The organism is Bifidobacterium sp. M0307 (assembly GCF_016100445.1).
GTDB classification, from domain to species: Bacteria; Actinomycetota; Actinomycetes; order Actinomycetales; family Bifidobacteriaceae; genus Bombiscardovia; species Bombiscardovia coryneformis.
On record NZ_JACFSL010000001.1, the window covers coordinates 552,332 to 567,117 of the forward strand.

Annotated in this window: 11 protein-coding genes; 8 read left to right on the forward strand and 3 right to left on the reverse strand. The window is 59.7% G+C overall.

Annotated features, from left to right (window positions below; genetic code table 11):
• Nucleotides 1-32: 32 nt before the first annotated feature.
• The 7 genes from hisS (at nt 33) to H3V08_RS02135 (ending at nt 9,848) form a co-directional block, all read left to right on the forward strand.
• On the forward strand, nt 33-1,418 hold the full coding sequence (hisS, locus tag H3V08_RS02105) for a histidine--tRNA ligase (RefSeq protein WP_033489931.1): 1,386 nt from the start codon (nt 33-35) through the stop codon (nt 1,416-1,418).
• Nucleotides 1,419-1,456: 38 nt separating this feature from the next.
• Nucleotides 1,457-3,262: an aspartate--tRNA ligase gene (gene aspS / locus H3V08_RS02110; RefSeq protein ID WP_198181451.1), complete on the forward strand. Its 1,806-nt coding sequence runs from the start codon at nt 1,457-1,459 to the stop codon at nt 3,260-3,262.
• A 341-nt stretch (nt 3,263-3,603) separates the two neighbouring features.
• Entirely contained in the window at nt 3,604-4,350 is a 747-nt protein-coding gene (locus H3V08_RS02115; RefSeq protein ID WP_269748715.1) for an amino acid ABC transporter ATP-binding protein, read from the forward strand.
• A 44-nt stretch (nt 4,351-4,394) separates the two neighbouring features.
• Complete coding sequence (locus H3V08_RS02120; RefSeq protein WP_414734081.1) at nt 4,395-5,246, forward strand: glutamate ABC transporter substrate-binding protein; 852 nt, start codon at nt 4,395-4,397, stop codon at nt 5,244-5,246.
• Between the two features lie 2 nt (nt 5,247-5,248).
• Nucleotides 5,249-5,926, forward strand: coding sequence for an amino acid ABC transporter permease (locus H3V08_RS02125; protein WP_033490820.1), 678 nt, complete (start codon nt 5,249-5,251; stop codon nt 5,924-5,926).
• A 5-nt stretch (nt 5,927-5,931) separates the two neighbouring features.
• Nucleotides 5,932-7,107 carry an amino acid ABC transporter permease gene (locus H3V08_RS02130; RefSeq protein WP_198181453.1) on the forward strand — a complete coding sequence of 392 codons (1,176 nt, stop codon included), beginning with the start codon at nt 5,932-5,934 and terminating at the stop codon, nt 7,105-7,107.
• A gap of 203 nt (nt 7,108-7,310) precedes the next feature.
• Nucleotides 7,311-9,848 (forward strand): DEAD/DEAH box helicase, encoded by a 2,538-nt coding sequence (locus H3V08_RS02135; protein ID WP_232340268.1) that lies wholly within the window; start codon nt 7,311-7,313, stop codon nt 9,846-9,848.
• Nucleotides 9,849-10,061: 213 nt separating this feature from the next.
• On the opposite strand, the gene H3V08_RS02140 is transcribed toward H3V08_RS02135, so the two are convergent.
• Both H3V08_RS02140 and H3V08_RS02145 read right to left on the reverse strand, forming a co-directional pair.
• Complete coding sequence (locus H3V08_RS02140) at nt 10,062-10,856, reverse strand: amino acid ABC transporter ATP-binding protein (RefSeq protein WP_081830864.1); 795 nt, start codon at nt 10,854-10,856, stop codon at nt 10,062-10,064.
• Between the two features lie 44 nt (nt 10,857-10,900).
• Nucleotides 10,901-12,409, reverse strand: coding sequence for an amino acid ABC transporter substrate-binding protein/permease (locus tag H3V08_RS02145; RefSeq protein WP_052108902.1), 1,509 nt, complete (start codon nt 12,407-12,409; stop codon nt 10,901-10,903).
• A 328-nt stretch (nt 12,410-12,737) separates the two neighbouring features.
• Between H3V08_RS02145 and H3V08_RS02150 the strand changes: the two genes are divergently transcribed.
• Nucleotides 12,738-14,129: a replication-associated recombination protein A gene (locus H3V08_RS02150; protein ID WP_033489941.1), complete on the forward strand. Its 1,392-nt coding sequence runs from the start codon at nt 12,738-12,740 to the stop codon at nt 14,127-14,129.
• Nucleotides 14,130-14,332: 203 nt separating this feature from the next.
• Here the strand turns inward: H3V08_RS02150 and H3V08_RS02155 are convergent, their stop codons facing one another.
• Nucleotides 14,333-14,773, reverse strand: a complete 441-nt coding sequence (locus H3V08_RS02155; RefSeq protein ID WP_198181455.1) for a MarR family winged helix-turn-helix transcriptional regulator — start codon at nt 14,771-14,773, stop codon at nt 14,333-14,335.
• Between the last annotated feature and the right edge of the window lie 13 nt (nt 14,774-14,786).

Sequence of the window (14,786 nt, forward strand, 5' to 3'; positions counted from 1 at the left end):
GTTTTCCTTGATTTCTTCTATTATAGGTTCTTATGGCAAAAGGCGCATCATTATCAGGATTTCCGGAATGGCTGCCCTCCCAGCGGGTGGTTGAGCAGCGGGTCATCGATACTCTCCGCAGGGTTTTTGAGCTCAACGGGTATATAGGCATAGAGACCAGGGCCGTGGAGCAGGGCGCCAGTCTGCTCAAAAAGGGTGAGACCAGCAAGGAGATCTATCTCCTTTCCAGGCTTCAGGATCTGGGCCAGGAAAAGGACGTGCCGGTCGAGAACCGCCTCGGACTCCATTTTGATCTGACCGTGCCCCTGAGTCGGTACGTGGTCGAGAACAGCGGGCAGCTGGTCTTCCCCTTCAAGCGTTGGCAGATTCAGAAGGTCTGGAGGGGGGAGAGGCCCCAGGAAGGCCGGTTCCGCGAGTTTGTCCAGGCGGATGTGGATGTGGTGGGCAATGGTGATCTTCCCGACCACTACGAGGTAGAGGTGCCGCTTGTCATGCTCAGCGCCTTGGAGGAGCTTCGCGCGTTCGGCCTGCCCAAACCCACGGTCCATGCCAACAACCGTAAGCTGTCCGAGGGGTTCTATCGGGGCATTGGGCTGACCGACATCGAGGGTGTGCTCCGCGAGATCGACAAGCTGGACAAGGTCGGGGCGGACGAGGTTGCCGACCTCCTGGTATCCGAGTGCGGTGCCGACCGGGAACAGGCCCGCGCCTGCCTGGATCTGGCCGAGTTGACCGCCCGGAACGGCGACCAGCTGCGCGAGCGGTTCGAGGACCTGGCCGACAGGGTAGGCATCGATAAGGGATCGGACTCCTATGCGTTGGCCATGGAGGGACTGGGAACCCTGGCCATGATCATTGACGAGGCCGATAGGATCAGACCCGGCGCGGTCATCGCGGATCTGAAGATCGCCCGCGGCCTGGACTACTACACCGGGTCCGTATATGAGACCTTCCTTGAGGGGGCCGAGTCCCTTGGTTCCGTTTGCTCCGGCGGTCGCTACGACAACCTTGCCTCCCAGGGCAAGAAGACCTATCCGGGTGTGGGCCTGTCCATCGGGCTCTCCCGACTCCTGTCGTACCTGCTGGCCCATGGGGCCCAGGCCTCGCGCGTCTCCCCGGCATCGGTCATGGTGGCCGTCTGGAACGAGGATGACCGCCCCGCCAGCAACCACATCGCCCAGGACCTCCGGGCCAGGGGAATAGCGGCGGATGTGGCGCCGACAGCCGCCAAGATAGGCAAGCAGATCCGGTACGCCGACCATCTGGGTATCCCCTATGTCTGGTTCCCGGCCCAGGAAGACGGGGAAGAGGGCGACCAGGTCAAGAACATCATCACAGGAGATCAGGAACCTGCTGATTTGCTGTCTTGGACGCCGGATAGCGTATATGCCCGGCAGACAGTGGAATTCAAGGCCTGACACAGGGACAGGCGAGCACAATGGAGGAACGAGGAAGCATGGGCCGTTCGGCTTACAGAACCAGCTACGCCACGGAGGTCACCGAGGCCAGGATCGGAGAAGAGGTTACGGTCGCCGGTTGGGTGGATCGTCGTCGAGATCATGGCGGTGTGGCCTTCATCGATCTGAGGGACCGCTCAGGTCTGGTCCAGGTCGTCATCTACGACGAAGAGGTCGCCCGTCCCCTTCGGAGCGAGTTCGTCGTCCAGGTCAGGGGAATGGTGCGGGCCAGGCCCGAAGGCAACGACAACGACCATCTCACCACCGGTCATGTCGAGATCGTGGCCGATGCCATCACGGTGCTTTCCAAGTCCGATGCCCTGCCCTTCCAGGTCTCCACGGCCCTGGAGAACGAGTCCGAGAACAAGCTTCCCGGTGAGGATGTCCGCCTCAGGTACCGCTATCTGGACCTGCGCAGGCCCTCCATGCAGCAGGCGATTCGACTCAGGGCCAAGATGAACAAGGCCGCCCGTGCCGCCCTGGATGATATGGACTTCTGCGAAATCGAGACGCCCACCCTGATCAAGTCCACTCCTGAGGGTGCCCGTGACTTCCTGGTGCCGGCCCGTCTGTCTCCCGGTTCCTGGTATGCTCTGCCGCAGTCCCCCCAGCTCCTGAAGCAGTTGCTGATGGTCGGCGGGTTCGAGCGGTACTACCAGATAGCCCGTTGCTACCGTGACGAGGACTTCCGAGCCGATCGCCAGCCTGAGTTCACCCAGCTTGATATCGAGATGAGCTTCGCCTCGCAAGAGGATGTCATGGCCATGGCCGAGAAGGTCATCGCGTCCGTCTGGAAGGCAGCCGGCTTTGAGGTCAAGCTCCCCATCCAGCGCATCTCCTGGCATGATGCCATGGATAAGTATGGCTCCGATAAGCCTGACCTGCGCTTTGGCAACCAGATTGTCGAGTTGACCGATTACTTCAAGGACACCCCCTTCCGGGTGTTCCAGGCCCCTTACGTTGGTGCCGTGGTCTACAAGGGCGCCGCCGACCTGCCCCGCCGTCAATTCGACGCATGGCAGGAGTGGGCCCGACAGCGTGGGGCCAAGGGCCTGGCATATGTCCAGTTCTCCGAAGACGGTGTTCTCAAGGGGCCTGTGGCCAAGAACCTGTCGGACCAGGAGCGTGAAGGGCTCAAGGAGGCCGTCCATGCCGAGAATGGGGATGCCGTCTTCTTTGCCGCCGGTCAGCGTGAGGTGTCCCAGACCCTCCTGGGTGCCGCCAGGGTCGAGATAGCCCGTCGTCAGGGGCTGTTGAAGCCTGATGAGTTCGCCCTTGCCTGGGTTGTCGACTTCCCGCTCTTCAAGCCAACGGATGACCCGGAGGACGACGATGTGGCAGTGGGGCACTCCAAGTGGACCTCCATGCACCATCCCTTCACCATGCCTTCGGCAGACTGGATTGACAGGTTCGACCAGGATCCCGAGCACGCCATGAGTGATTCCTACGACATCGTCTGCAACGGCGAGGAGATAGGCGGCGGTTCCGTCCGTATCCACCGTGATGACATCCAGGACAGGGTCCTGAACGTGCTCGGCATCGACAAGGAAGAGGCCCAGGAGAAGTTCGGATTCCTGCTTGAGGCCTTCAAGTACGGTGCACCGCCCCACGCGGGCATCGCCTTCGGGTGGGATCGGGCTGCGCAGATTCTGTCCGGGGCCGATTCAATCCGCGATGTCATCGCATTCCCCAAGTCCGGTGGCGGACAGGATCCGATGACCGGTGCCCCGGCTCCCATCTCCGATGACCAGCGTGCCGAGACCGGCGTCGATTACGACCCGGATGCAGAGGACGAGACCGACTGACGGTCGATTTTGTGCAGGGGAGGGGCCATCTGTTTCGGCCCCTCCCCATTGCTTTTCAGGGTGCTGGGTTATCCTTCCCGCTGATTCCCATGTTCCATTCGCATCTCCTCCTGAAATACACGCTCCTGCTCAATATGCGAGACTGGTTTTCCCGTTTCCCTTTTTAGCCATTCAGCGGTTTTCCAAGGATTATCCGATTCGGCACCATCAACGCCTATCTGGAACCAACCTCGTTTCTTGCCTCCTAACAAACCTTGACTACACTGCCGTTTATGAGTGAAACCGAGACAAGAACAGCGCCTACCGCGGAAAGCCATGCCGGTAATGGCGTCTCAGCAGCCATGACAGCCACCAAGCCCTTGGTGGAACTGTCCCACGTCGAAAAGCACTTCGGGTCCCTGCATGTCCTCAAGGACATCAACCTGAAGGTCAATACCGGGGAGGTCCTGGTGGTGGTCGGTCCCTCCGGTTCAGGCAAGTCGACCATGTGCCGGACCATCAACAGGCTGGAGTCCATCGATTCCGGTGTCATCAGGATAGACGGCGATCCCCTACCGCAGGAAGGTAGAGACCTGGCCAATCTGAGGGCCGAGGTGGGTATGGTCTTCCAGTCCTTCAACTTGTTCGCCAACAAGACCATCCTGGAGAACATGACCCTGGCGCCGATCAAGGTGCGCCATATGGAGAGGAAGGATGCCGAGGACCTGGCTATGGATCTCCTGGCCAGGGTCGGAGTGGAATCCCAGGCATCCAAGATGCCCTCCCAGCTGTCCGGCGGTCAGCAGCAGCGGGTGGCCATTGCGCGAGCCCTGGCCATGAAGCCCAAGATCATGCTCTTTGACGAGCCCACCTCGGCCCTTGATCCTGAGATGGTGAACGAGGTGCTTGATGTTATGACCCAGCTGGCCCAGGAGGGGATGACCATGATCTGCGTCACCCACGAAATGGGATTCGCCCGCAGGGCAGCCAATCGAATCGTCTTCATGGCCGATGGTCGCATCCTCGAAGAGGACACCCCCGATGGCTTCTTCGACCACCCCAAGACCAAGCGCGCCCAGGACTTCCTCTCCAAGATACTCACCCACTGAGTCGAGTGAAGGCAAGACTTGAACAGTCATAGAAAGAACATGGAATGAAAGACAACATGCAAGGGATGGTGGTCCATGCCAGGCGGTTCTTACGCAACCTGACAGCGGCCCTGTGCGCCATGGCTTGTCTCTTCTCCCTGGCGGCCTGCGGGTCGGACAAGGGAGCCGGCAAGATTCGCATCGGAATCAAATTCGACCAGCCTGGAATGGGATTCAAGAAGTCCGGAACCTACGTGGGTTTCGACGTTGATGTGGCGACATACATAGCCAACAAGCTGGGGTATTCGGAAGACGACATCGTCTGGAAGGAGGCCCCTTCCAAGCAACGTGAGGCCATGCTTCAGAACGGTGACGTGGACATGATTCTGGCCACATACTCCATCACCGATGAACGAAAGAAGGCGGTCAGTTTTGCCGGGCCGTACATTGTGGCCGGGCAGGACCTCATGGTCAGGACGGATGACCACCAGATCAACGGGCCGGAGGACCTGAACGGCAAGCGCCTCTGCTCGGTGACCGGCTCTACGTCGGCCGTCACCGTCAAGCAGAAGTTCGCCAGCGAGGTCCAGCTCATGGAGCAGCCCGGATACGCCGAGTGCGCCACCGCGCTGTTTTCGGGGATTGTCGATGCCGTTACCACGGACGACATCATCCTGGCGGGCCTGGCCTCAGCCTCCCGCGGGCGGCTCAGGCTGGTCGGCAAGCCCTTCACCGAGGAGCGCTACGGGGTGGGCATCAAGAAGGGCGACAAGGAACTGGCAAAGAAGATCAACGCCGCTCTGGTGGATATGGAGGCCAACGGCTCCTGGCAGCGCGCCCTCGACAACAACACCAGGGGCACCCATTACAAGCCCAATCCCCAGTTCAATCCGCCCAAGCCTCAGGAAGGGGAGTGATCATGGGTTCCGTGCTTCAGCTATTCTCCGAGTACAACATACCGGGCGCCTTCTGGGTCAATATCCAGTTGACGCTTTGGGCTGCCCTCTTCTCGCTCATTCTGGGTGTGCTCCTGGTGGTCATGCGCATCTCGCCGATCTCCTCAATGAGGATCTTCAGCAAGGCCTATGTGGAGTTCTTCCAGAACATGCCCCTGACCATCATCATGGTCTTCATGGTCCTGGGTGCCTTTGCCCAGCTCAAGTTGAGTTTCTCGGACGTCTTTTCCGTGAACTTCTTCTGGCTGGCCGTGGTCGGACTGTCCTTCTACACAGCAGCCTTCGTCTGCGAGTCCCTGCGGTCCGGCATCAACACGGTTCCCCTGGGTCAGGCGGAAGCAGCCAGAGCCCTTGGTCTGAGCTTCGTACAGTCGGCCTCTGAGATCATCCTGCCCCAGGCCTTCAGAGGATCGGTTGCACCTCTGGGGAACACCTTCATCGCCCTCCTGAAGAACTCCACGGTGGCTGCAGCCGCGTCGGTGGCTTCGGAGAGCTCCTCCCTGATGAGCGAGATGATTGAGTACCATGCCAATTCCATCGTGGCGATCTTCCTGATATTCGCCATGGGATACGTTGTTCTGATTCTGCCCATCGGGGCCCTGACCACCTTCCTGTCCAACAAGCTAGCCGTGAGGAGGTGAACGGGATGGCACAGACAAACGAGAGTTCACTCCTCTTTGACCAGCCCGGTCCCAAGGGGCGTCGCGTCATTCGTATCGCCAATTTCGTCGCGGCGTTGGTTTTCGCGCTGGTTATTGTCCTGATTCTGATGCGTCTGCACAATCCCCCGGGCGGGGAGAACCAGCTCAGTTGGGATCTATGGAAGCCGGCACTTGATTATGAGGCCTGGACGGACTTCTACCTGCCGGGCCTATGGCTGACACTCAAGGCCGCGGTCCTGGCAGTGATAGGCTCAGTCCTCTTCGGTTTCATCTTCGGCATAGGACGCCTCCTTCCCAGCGTCATCGTTCGAACGGTTTCCGGTTTTATCGTCGAGTTCTGCAGGGCCGTCCCCGTTCTGATGCTGATGATTTTCTTCTGGCGGTGGTTCGCCTTCTCCGGCATCAGCGAAGCCTCCTACTGGGCCGTTGTTCTGGGATTGATCCTCTACAACGGTTCTGTTGTGGCCGAGTTGATACGTTCCGGGGTGGGCAACCTGCCTAACGGACAGCGTGAAGCCTCCCTGGCCCTCGGTCTGACCAGGACCCAATCCCTGATGCAGATAGAGGTGCCCCAGTCGGTCTACGCCATGCTCCCTGCGGCCGTGACCCAGCTGGTTGTGGTTCTTAAGGATACGGCCCTCGGTTCAATCATCATGTATACGGATCTGCTCCAGGAGTCTCGGCGGTTGGGGTCCATGTACTTCAACATCCTCCAGACCCTGGTGGTTGCGGCCGTGGTCTACTTCTTCGTCTGCTTCCTCCTCTCGCATTTCGCGCGCTGGCTGCCCAGGAAGATGCAGGAACGGACGGCGGCCCCATCTGATTTTGTGGAGCCGGTGGCGCCCCTGGCCATCATGGATCCCTCGAATGTGAACCAGATCGCCGTGGCCAAGGAGGTCGACGAGGACAAGTACGGTGGCGCTCCCAGGCAGTACCATGAGCATCATCGGGGGTCCAACGCCTCCATCAAGCACTGGAAGAAGACCCGGTACATCCAGGGATACGACCGTACCCAGCCGGATACCCTGGTCGAGCCCAGGAACATGGAGATATCCGATTTCCTCAAGCCACCTATCCCGTATAAGGACAAGAGGAACAAGGGGAAGAAGAAGGGGCGCGGTTCCAATGGCGCCTCCGATTCGTCCAGCAGGAAATCCTGACTCTGATTCCTGTCAGTGAGCCTCCGCCCCTGCCTGATCGATGTTGGCAGGCGGGGGCTTTTCCATGAGTCCGGCACCCTATGTGATTGCCGATGGATAGACTGGGAGTCATGTCTTTGTCAGAACATGTGCAACCCACCTCATCCGTACCGGGGGAGACCTCGTCCAAGGAGCAAACCGGGGACCCTCTTCTCCTCGGCGACATGGTGCCGGAGTGGGGAGAGCCGCGCAATCTGACGGATGATGACATCTATGAGCGCTTCTTCCAATGGGTCGAATCCCGAGGCATCACCCCCTGGCCCCATCAGGAGGAGGCCATCCTCTCTTTGGTGTCTGGGAATCATGTCATTCTTGCCACTCCGACAGGTTCAGGGAAATCGATGGTGGCTCTCGCCATGCACTACATCGCCCTCTGCACCGGGAGGCGGTCATACTACACGGCGCCCATCAAGGCTCTGGTCTCTGAAAAGTTCTTCGATCTGGTCAAGGTTCTGGGTCGTGACCGGGTGGGGATGATTACCGGTGACACCCATATCAATACGGATGCGCCGGTGATATGCTGCACGGCGGAGATTCTTGCCAACCAGGCCCTGCGCGAGGGGCGTCATGCCGATATCGGCTGTGTGGCCATGGATGAATTCCACTACTATGGTGACCCCGACAGGGGTTGGGCGTGGCAGGTACCGCTCCTGACCCTCCCCGACACCCAGTTCCTGCTTATGTCAGCCACCCTGGGTGATGTCAGCCAAATTGCCGATGACCTGGAGCGGAAGACAGGATCGGATGTGGACATCGTTTCGGATGCCCCACGACCTGTACCGCTGTCATACAGATACGTTGATACACCCCTGCCGACAACGGTCGAATCCTTGCTGGAGAATCAGGACACTCCGGTCTACATCGTCCACTTTTCCCAGGATGCTGCCTTGGAGACCGCCCAGGCCCTGTCCAGTTCAGGGGTGTCGGACCGAAGGCAGCGTGATCGGGTCAAGGAGGCCATGGCCGGAACACGGTTCACGACGGCCTTCGGCAAGATACTGCAGCGGCTTCTCCGCACTGGCGTGGGGATCCACCATGCTGGCATGCTTCCCCGCTACCGCCGACTGGTTGAGCAGCTGGCCCAGGAGGGATTGCTTCCCGTCATCTGCGGTACGGACACCTTGGGAGTCGGCATCAATGTACCTATCCATACGGTCCTGCTGACAGGATTGACGAAGTTCGACGGGACCAGGATGCGCAGGCTCCGGGCCAGGGAATTCCACCAGATAGCCGGGCGCGCGGGTCGGATGGGCTTCGATACCCAGGGCCTGGTCGTGGCCGAGGCGCCAGAGTACGAAATCGAAAACGCCAAGGCTGTGGCCAAGGCAGGCAATGATCCTAAGAAGCTGAAACGAATCAAAAAGAAGAAGCCTCAGGAGGGTTTCGTCACTTGGGGCGAGGGCACCTTCGACAAGCTGATTCACGCCAGCCCCGAAACCCTGACACCACACCTGAAAATCACCCATGCCATGGTCCTGAACGAGGTGGCTCAGGGTGGTGATGCCCGCGCCAGGGTGGAAGACCTCATCGAGGACTCCCGTCAAACGCCCCAGCAGAAGGAGAACCTCCAGGAGAGGGCCGACGAGATATTCCAGACCCTGACCGACACGGAGGTCATCGAAACAGAGCGGAACCCTGATGGTGGTCTTGACTACTACACCACCGTCGATCTGCCTGAGGACTTCGCTCTGGATCAGCCTCTTTCGCCGTTTCTTCTGGCCGCCCTGGAGCTGCTGGATCCCGATGATCCCTCGTACGATATGGACCTCATTTCCATGGTCGAGGCCACCTTGGAGGATCCCAGGCAGATACTCAAGGCCCAGCAGCGACAGGCCAGGGATGTGGCAATTCAGGAGATGAAAGAGGAGGGGCTTGAATATGAGGATCGGATGGAACGGCTCCAGGAGATGACCTACCCCATGCCGATGGGGGATATGCTGGCAGAGGCCTTTGACCGCTATCGCAGGGACGTGCCTTGGGCCAACGACTATGAGATTCACCCCAAGTCCGTCCTGCGCGACATGGTTGAGACGGCCTCGGACTTCAACGGGTACATATCTCGCTATGGCATATCCCGGTCGGAGGGGACCCTCCTGCGCTACCTTTCTGATGCCTACAGGGCCTTGGACAGGACGGTTCCCGAAGAGTACCTGGACGAGCGCCTGGAGGATATCGTCTCCTGGCTTGGGCTGATTGTCCGATCGGTCGATTCCAGCCTGGTCGATGAGTGGGAGGCCGCAGGACGTACGGACTCTGACCAGGGGAGCGGTCTGGACGCAGCCCCGCCCAGCCAGGACGACCAGGTGGTCGGGGACCGGCGAGGGCTAACGGTTCTGGTCCGTAACGCCATGTTCCAGCGGGTGGAACTGGTCGCCAACGACAGACCCGAGCGTCTGGCCGAGTTGGACTCCGACTGGGGTTACGGCTTGCGGGCTTGGCAGGACACGCTGGATGACCTCTATGAGGCCCATGATGAGATACGGACGGATGCCCAGGCCCGGTCCGCCGACTACTTCAGCATTGACCAGCAGGGGGAATCCAGGAATCACACCTGGAAGGTCCGCCAGATCTTCGATGACGTGGAGGGAGACCACGACTGGGGGATTGCCGGCATCGTAGACCTGGATGCCACCCAGGAAAGCGGTCAGGTGGTATTCGGCGGCTATAGGGTCGGGCCCATCGAAGAACTCATGGCCCTCTGACCCGGACGGTTCAAGTGGCATCCTGCATGGAGTGAACCGGTGTTCGGGCCGTCACATGTGCAGGCCCTCCTACTGAAAAACCAGGGAGGCCCCTGCTTCGGTTTCTGCAACCCGAAGCAGGGGCCTCCCTGTCCATGTGTCCGTCTGGTGTTCGTCAGGGCTTGGCACGGTTCTCGGACGAACGCCAGAGGCTGTGAATGAGGTGTTTTGTCATCAGAGCACTTTGGAGAGGAAGGACTGAAGCCTGGGGCTCTGGGGGTTCCCGAAAATCTGTTCGGGCGTTCCCTCCTCCTCGATCACTCCTGCGTCAGTGAAGATGACCCGGGATGAGACCTCCCTGGCGAATCCCATCTCATGGGTGACCAGGAGCATGGTCATGCCGCCCTCGGCCAGTGATCTGATGACTTCCAGCACGTCGCCCACCATTTCAGGGTCCAGTGCTGATGTGGCTTCATCGAAGAGCATGACGGCAGGATTCATGGCCAGGGCACGAGCGATGGCGACGCGCTGCTGCTGCCCGCCCGAAAGGTCGGTGGGGCGCGTATCGGCCTTCTCCTTGAGTCCCACAATCTCCAGGAGGTCCAGCGCCTGCTGGTAGGCGTCCTCCTTGGGGGTCTTGTGAATCATGCGAGGTGCCAGCATGATGTTCTCCGCCACGCTCATATTGGGGAAGAGGTTGAAATGCTGGAAGACCATGCCCACATGCTCGCGGACCTTGTCGATGTTGGTCTTGGGGTCGGATAGATCCATGCCGTAGACGGTGACCGATCCGGAGCTGGGCATTTCCAGGGCGTTGACGCACCTCAGAAGGGTGGACTTGCCGGCGCCGGAGGGGCCGATGATCGAAATGACCTCGCCCGACTTCACCTCCATGTCGATTCCCTTGAGCACTTCGGTATTCCCGTAGCGCTTGTGAAGGTCCTTGATTCTGACGGCCACTCCGGTATTTCCCTGCTTGTCGCTCTGCTGGGTCTGACGGATTCGCCGGGTCAGCCGGCTGGTGTCCATGTCGGAATCCTCAAGCCCGCCAATGGCCTGGTTCAGTGCCTGATTCATCGGTTCATCCTCCTATCAAGGATATTGGCCAGCCATGTCAACAGGGTTATGGCCACGAAGTAGATGATGCCCACCATGAAGAGGGTCTCGGTAACGCGGAAGTTGGCCGCGTATATCTGCTGGGCCTGGTAGAGCAGCTCGCCGAACCCGATGGCCAGGAGGAGCGAGGAGTCCTTCAGCATGATGACCAGCTGGTTGATGATGGACGGGGTGGCGATGCGAACAGCCTGGGGAAGGATGACCCTGCGAAGGGCCATGCGCCGGGTGAGCCCCAGGGACCGAGCCCCCTCCATTTGTCCGGTATCGACCGACTGGATGGCTCCTCGGACGATTTCCACCAGGTAGGCACCGGAATTCAGGGCAAGGGTCAGGGCACCGGCAAGCCAGATGCTGATTTTATGGCCAATCAGCTGGGGAACACCCAGGTAGAAGAAGAAGGCCCAGACCAGGACGGGCGTACCCCGGAAAATCGCCACATAGATCCGTGCTATCCAGGAGAGGATCTTGTTGGGGCTGATTCGCCACAGGCCCAGAACAACGCCGATCAGGAGGGCGATGACGAAGGCCATGGCCGTAATCAGCAGGGTGTTTTTCAGGCCGAGCATCAGGGAGGGGAAGGACTGGCGGACCAGGCCGAAGAAGCTGAGTTTAGGTGCTGCGGCTTTCTTTCCGGAGCCGCTCTGACCCAGGTACTGCTTGAGGAGCTTGTCATAGCTGCCGTCGGTCTTCATCTTGGCCAGACCCTCATTGAAGGCGGCCACGAAGTCCTGGTTCTCACCCTTGTTGACGGCCACTCCGTATGAACCGCCCGGTACCTTTTCGGTAACGGTCTTGAGCCCGTTGCCCTGGGTTATGCCATAGGCCAGGACGGGGTAATCATCCACGACGGCCTGGGCGTTGCCCGACTTGACCATTTCGTACATGGTGGAAGACTGATCGACTGCCTTGATCGAGTAGCCGTACTTGTCTGCATTACGCTTGGCGAAGGCTTCGCCCTCGCTGCCGGTCTTGACAGCGACAACCGCGCCCTTGAGGTCCTTGTATCCCTTGATTTCGTCGTTGCTCTTGGCAATGGCCATCTGTACGCCGGAATCGAAGTAGGGGTCCGTGAAATCATAGACCTGCTTGCGTTCCTCGGTAATGGTCATGCCGGCGATGACGGCGTCAGCCTGCTTGGAGGTCAGGGCTTGGAGGGCGGCATTGAAGCCCAGGGACTGGATTTCAACCTTGAACCCCTCCCGTTCGGCAATCTGCCGGATCAGGTCCATGTCGATACCGACCAGTTCGCCTGTGGTGTCGCGGAACTCGAAGGGGGCGAACGTGGTGTCCGTGGCGATTCTGAAGGTCTTCCCCTCGACCGCCTGAGAGACGGTGGACGCCTCTGCCGTCTCCCCGGTCGTCACCAGGGTTCCTGTCAGGGTGGCGGCACCCAACAGCAGCGACAGGAGGATCGCAACCCACCTGGGCAGGTTCAGGCTCCTGCCTTGATTATTCCTCAGAGGCATCACGTGCATCCCTTCCTGACTGTACTGTGCCCCACAGGGGGCATGGATATGAAACGTGCGTTTCAAGACGTGCTGTACCGAATGGTACGCCCGGTAGGGGTGTCCGGGCTTGGCACGAGCTACATCAAGGCATATCTGTTCTGTTCACGCCTGTGAAGTAGAGCAACACTCTACTCGTCGATGGTTACGAACCGTTTAATTCGCGTATGGCGATACGATTTGCCATCGCTGCGGTCGGTCAGGCGCGCCTTGCCTGCCTGAGGTACCACCTATGCTGGAAGTAGCATCAGAGCAAACGAATCAGGTAAGCGTATGAGAGAGGTGCACCATGGTTGATGATCTGTTTCAGGCGGCAGATCCTCCGCAGGATCACACCCTGCCCCTGGCTGTACGGATGCGTCCGACCAGACTTGACCAGGTGCTGGGCCAGGACAAGGTCATCGCCCCCGGCACACCTCTGGAACGTCTGGCCCGGGCTGATCCGGCCAATAAGCTGACTGCACCCAGCTCAATCATTCTCTTCGGTCCTCCCGGGGTCGGCAAGACCACCCTGGCATACATCGTGGCCGGTCAGTCCGGCAGGCATTTCGAGGAACTCTCCGCTGTCACATCCGGAGTCAGGGAGGTCCGTGACGTCATTGCCCGGGCCCACGAGCGACTCGTCACCAGTGGCCAGGAGACGGTCCTCTTCATCGATGAGGTCCATCGATTCTCCAAGTCCCAGCAGGATGCCTTGCTGCCGAGTGTTGAGAACCGGGATGTGACCCTGATTGCCGCCACGACAGAGAATCCCAGTTTTTCCGTCATTGCGCCCCTGCTGTCACGTTCCGTGGTTGTCAAGTTGGAGGCCCTTGATGTGGAGGATGTCAAAACCCTGATCGAGCGAGCCCTGAAGGATGAGCGAGGACTCAAGAACCAGGTTCGCATGGATCCTGCGGCCCTGGATCAGATTGTCCGCTTCGCCGGGGGAGACGCCCGTCGATCGCTGACCATTCTGGAGGCGGCGGCCGGGGCTGTGACTCAGGACGGCCCCAGGGCGAAGGGGGCGAGGCGCCCCATTATCACCGCCGACGTGGTCTCCTCGGTGATGGATGTGGCCACGGTCCGGTACGACAAAAAGGGTGATGACCATTACGACGTGGCTTCGGCCTTCATCAAGTCCATGCGAGGGTCTGATGTGGATGCCTCCCTGCACTATCTGGCCAGGATGCTGAGGGCGGGGGAGGATCCCCGTTTCATTGCCCGGCGGATTATGATCGCCTCGGCCGAGGAGGTCGGTATGGCCTCTCCCGAGGTGCTTCAGGTAACGGTGGCGGCGGCCCAGGCCGTAGCCATGGTGGGGATGCCCGAGGCCCGGCTGATTTTGGCTGAGGCGGTCGTTGCGGTCGCGACGGCCCCGAAATCAAACGCCACCTATATGGCCATCAACGATGCGCTTGCCGATGTTGATGCAGGCAGGACCGGTCCGGTTCCCCTGCACCTGCGCAATGCACCCACCAAACTGATGAAGCAGTTGGGCAACCACGAGGGTTACCAGTACGCCCATGATGCTCCGGGTGCCGTGGCGCCGCAGCAGTATATGCCGGACGATCTGGTAGGTCGTCGTTATTACCAGCCCAAGGACCGCGGGTATGAACACCAGCTTGGGCCTCGGCTGGAGGCCATCAGGCGGATACTGGATCAGGCTGATGGCTCACAGAGCGGGTCCGGTGACAGATAAGTCGTGATGGATTTGCCCGGGAATCTAGGATGGGGTATCGCTGCCTAGGCAACCTGTTCTTCCTGGTTGCTTTCTCTGGCTGGGAGAACGGTATCGATGCCGGGTGAGAGTCCTTGTATCAGGTGACCTCTGCGGCAGATAAGGGAAAAGACTGTGCCCGGACACAAAGAAGGAGCACAGCCTTTTCCGTGGTTCGGTGGCCCTCACGCATCGGCTGTGAGGAGTCGGTTGTAAACGCAACGCAACTCCTTATACAAGCCCTCGGGATCGATCTGAGGGTTCTCATCGAAGAGCTCTGCCCACCAACCGTTGATTGCCTTGATCCTGTCCTGGGCGATATCGGAGCCTTTTTCGGTCAAGATGATGACATTCACCCTACGGTCGGAGGGGTTCTGCTCACGGTTCACCAGGCCCTGCTCAATCAAGGCCTTCAGGTCACGAGCCAGAAGGCTGGGGTCGACGCAGAGATCACGGGCGATCTGCCGCTGACTCAGTCCCGGGTGGTCATAGAGGTGTATGATCAGGTCGTTTTGCGTGCCCCTGATTCCGTTGCTCTTGATGTACCTGTTGATGTTGTTTCTTGAGTGCCGGTAAATGCCGGCAATGCAGCCACTGAGGTTGTGGTATTGCTTCTTCCTGAGCATGGTTCAGTTGCCT

Bases quoted from the DNA above. Each gene is read 5' to 3' on its own strand.
- hisS (WP_033489931.1), top strand. From the start codon at position 33: ATGGCAAAAGGCGCATCATTATCAGGATTTCCGGAATGGCTGCCCTCC.
- aspS (WP_198181451.1), top strand. From the start codon at position 1,457: ATGGGCCGTTCGGCTTACAGAACCAGCTACGCCACGGAGGTCACCGAG.
- H3V08_RS02115 (WP_269748715.1), top strand. From the start codon at position 3,604: ATGACAGCCACCAAGCCCTTGGTGGAACTGTCCCACGTCGAAAAGCAC.
- H3V08_RS02120 (WP_414734081.1), top strand. From the start codon at position 4,395: ATGAAAGACAACATGCAAGGGATGGTGGTCCATGCCAGGCGGTTCTTA.
- H3V08_RS02125 (WP_033490820.1), top strand. From the start codon at position 5,249: ATGGGTTCCGTGCTTCAGCTATTCTCCGAGTACAACATACCGGGCGCC.
- H3V08_RS02130 (WP_198181453.1), top strand. From the start codon at position 5,932: ATGGCACAGACAAACGAGAGTTCACTCCTCTTTGACCAGCCCGGTCCC.
- H3V08_RS02135 (WP_232340268.1), top strand. From the start codon at position 7,311: ATGGTGCCGGAGTGGGGAGAGCCGCGCAATCTGACGGATGATGACATC.
- H3V08_RS02140 (WP_081830864.1), bottom strand. From the start codon at position 10,856: ATGGACACCAGCCGGCTGACCCGGCGAATCCGTCAGACCCAGCAGAGC.
- H3V08_RS02145 (WP_052108902.1), bottom strand. From the start codon at position 12,409: ATGCCTCTGAGGAATAATCAAGGCAGGAGCCTGAACCTGCCCAGGTGG.
- H3V08_RS02150 (WP_033489941.1), top strand. From the start codon at position 12,738: ATGGTTGATGATCTGTTTCAGGCGGCAGATCCTCCGCAGGATCACACC.
- H3V08_RS02155 (WP_198181455.1), bottom strand. From the start codon at position 14,773: ATGCTCAGGAAGAAGCAATACCACAACCTCAGTGGCTGCATTGCCGGC.